At 43.1% G+C, this 2,795-nt stretch carries 3 protein-coding genes; 2 read left to right on the top strand and 1 reads right to left on the bottom strand.

Annotated elements, in window-relative coordinates:
• Positions 1-637: aminopeptidase (locus tag EHQ62_RS08310; RefSeq protein WP_167482859.1), on the bottom strand; the 637-nt coding region annotated here is incomplete at its 3' end.
• 3 nt (positions 638-640) lie between these two features.
• On the opposite strand from EHQ62_RS08310, the gene EHQ62_RS08315 reads away from it, so the two are divergent.
• The gene (locus EHQ62_RS08315) at positions 641-1,771 is read left to right on the top strand and encodes a S1C family serine protease (RefSeq protein ID WP_135641794.1); all 1,131 of its coding nucleotides are present in this window, start codon (positions 641-643) and stop codon (positions 1,769-1,771) included.
• Between the two features lies 1 nt (position 1,772).
• On the top strand, positions 1,773-2,795 hold a 1,023-nt coding region (locus EHQ62_RS08320), incomplete at its 3' end, for a pyridoxal phosphate-dependent aminotransferase (RefSeq protein ID WP_135641797.1).

Consider the following 2,795-nt stretch of genomic DNA (forward strand, 5'->3'; position numbering starts at 1 on the left):
TTGCGTAAGATTCATTTAATGTTGTATCACCTGGTAAATAGGCGGTTGCATGTGCCATTTCATGAATGACAAGCCCTACCAAACGGTGGTCAGGCCAAGTTAATTGTGGTGATAATACTGGATCTGAAAACCAACCTAATGTTGAATATCCGCCAATGGCTCTAACCCTAGTATCATAACCTTTTTCTTTTAGTTCATTTTCAAGTTCTATCGCCAATTCTTTGTTAAAGAATCCTTTATACGGGACTGTGCCAGCAATGGGGAACCACCAGGTATATGATTTTAGATTTAATGATTCGGAGGCACTTACATTCCAACCAATTTCTTCCCGGTTTAGCTCTGTAAAGTATTCGAAACCACCATTTTCGTTTAGCGCTAGTTTATCGATGGCAAATTTCCGGACTTCTCGGATTAAATTTAATTTTTGTTTGGTTTTTGGATCAAGATTTGGTTTTGTTAAGACTGTTTCAATTTTCTCTCTGCCTAAAATTATTGCAGATTGTTCTTTCCCTAAATGGTATAGATAAGGCAAACATCCGGTCAGGAAAAATGGAAAGAATATGATTGTAATGATCGTTTTTCTCTTTTTCGTTCGACACAGGAAGGGAATCGGCAAAAGTGGAGGGGGTTTTGGCATTCTATGGAAAGAAAAAATTCGATTCCGCCAGTCGTCTACATTAACTTTGCCTTAGTCTTTGTACTTTTATTTGCGATCTTTTTTCCGGAGATTCGGTCGGCATTGACAAAACTTTTTTCCTCCCCAAAACCGATCTCTGCAAGCAAACAAAGCCAAGCCATACAAATCCAATCTAGTTTTCGCAATGTCTATCGCGAAGCCCAACAATTTGTTGTTTCCATTCGGACGAAAAAAACAGAAATGATTTTCCACCCCTATGCCTTCGGGGAAAGTCGCGAAGATCGCATTTCATCGATCGGGAGTGGGTTCATCATTGATGAACGTGGGTTTGTCGTGACCAACTACCATGTCATCAAAAATGCCGAAATCATAGAGATCATCATGTCCGATGGAAGGATTTTTCCTGCCAGGTATGTGGGGAGCCATGAACGTGCTGACATTGCTCTTTTGAAAATACCGAGTGAAGACAAATTCACACCCGCCTTTCTTGGAAATTCTGACGAAATCGAAGTGGGAGATTGGGCCATTGCCGTTGGTTCGCCCTACGGTTTGGAGAAAACATTTACCGTCGGAGTGGTCTCTGCCAAATCTAGAGAGGACTTGGATGAAACAGGCCAAACCCATATCCAAACTGACACAGCCATTAACCCTGGATCCAGTGGCGGGCCTCTTCTCAATATCTATGGAGAGGTGGTTGGAATCAATCGGATGATCCGCTCTTCGAGTGGGTCTAGTGCAGGCATTGGATTTGCCATCCCCATCAATTATGCCAAACGAGTGTTACGCCAAATCGAACAAAATGTGGGTCAAAACATTCGCCCTGCCACCCTCGGTGTGATGGCGACGGCACCTCTCCCTGACCATCGGCGTTCCCTTGGCATCCCCAGTGAAGCCATTGGAGTCCTCGTGTACGACATCGAACCAAACTCTGCTGCAGAGAAAGGGGGACTGCGTCGCTATGACTTTATAGAAGGAGCCAATGGCCTCGTGGTCCGCCACATCAACGATTTACGAGAACAGGTGGGACTTGTGGGACTTGGGGGCGTCTTACGGTTGAAGATATTACGGGATACCCAAGAGATGGAATTATCGATCCCTTTGGTGGAGGCAACTTACCAAAAGGGCAAAAAATGATATGAGAAGAAATATAGTCCATTCGGGGGCGGATGCCCTCATTTACGAAATCCGCCAAATTGTAGCCCTAGCCAAACAAATTGAAGCAATGGGTGTTCCCATCACTTGGGAAAACATTGGGGATCCCATCCAAAAAGGAGAGAGTATCCCTTCTTGGATGAAAGAGATTGTCAGTGGACTTGTGAACCAAAATAAATCTTGGGCTTATACGGCGACCCAAGGTGATGAAACCACTCGAAAGTTTTTGGCAGAGAAAGTCAATGAGCGTGGTGGAGCTCAAATCACATCTGAAGACATTTTATTCTTCAATGGCCTCGGTGATGCAGTTGCAAAGATTTTTGGATTTATGAGAAGGGAAGCAAGGATCCTTGGACCTTCTCCGGCCTATTCCACTTTGTCTTCGGCGGAAGCAGCACATTCTGGATACGAACACCTTACGTATGAATTAAATCCCAATAACGATTGGATGCCTGATTTAGAAGACATCGAAAACAAAGTGAAATACAATGATTCGATTGCAGGAATTTTACTCATCAATCCTGACAATCCAACGGGTGCCGTGTATCCGAAAGAAGTGATGCGTGAGATTGTCAAAATTTGTGAGAAGTATGATATCATCTTAATTTGTGACGAAACTTATGCCCATGTGAATTATTCAGAATGGGGAAGCATCCATTTATCCGAGGTCATTGGAGACAAGGTTTGTGGTTTTGCACTTCGATCCATATCGAAAGAATTTCCATGGCCTGGTGCCAGATGTGGGTGGTTGGAAGTGTTCAATCGTAAAAATGATCCCACATTTGAACGTTACATCAAATCATTGTTAGATGCGAAGATGTTGGAAGTTTGTTCTACAACATTGCCACAACTTTCGATCCCTTTAGTGTATTCGCATCCCGAATTTTTAAACCACTTAAAAACTCGAAATTTGAAATTTAAAAAAAGAGCAGAAAAAGCAACTTCTCTATTATCAGGGATTCCTGGTGTAAAGGTGATCCAACCGAAGGGTGCGTTTTACCTTACG

The sequence above is a fragment of the Leptospira jelokensis genome (assembly GCF_004769635.1).
GTDB lineage: Bacteria > Spirochaetota > Leptospiria > Leptospirales > Leptospiraceae > Leptospira_A > Leptospira_A jelokensis.

Excerpts from the sequence above, each read along its gene's own strand:
- EHQ62_RS08315 (WP_135641794.1), top strand. The coding sequence starts at position 641 with ATGGAAAGAAAAAATTCGATTCCGCCAGTCGTCTACATTAACTTTGCC.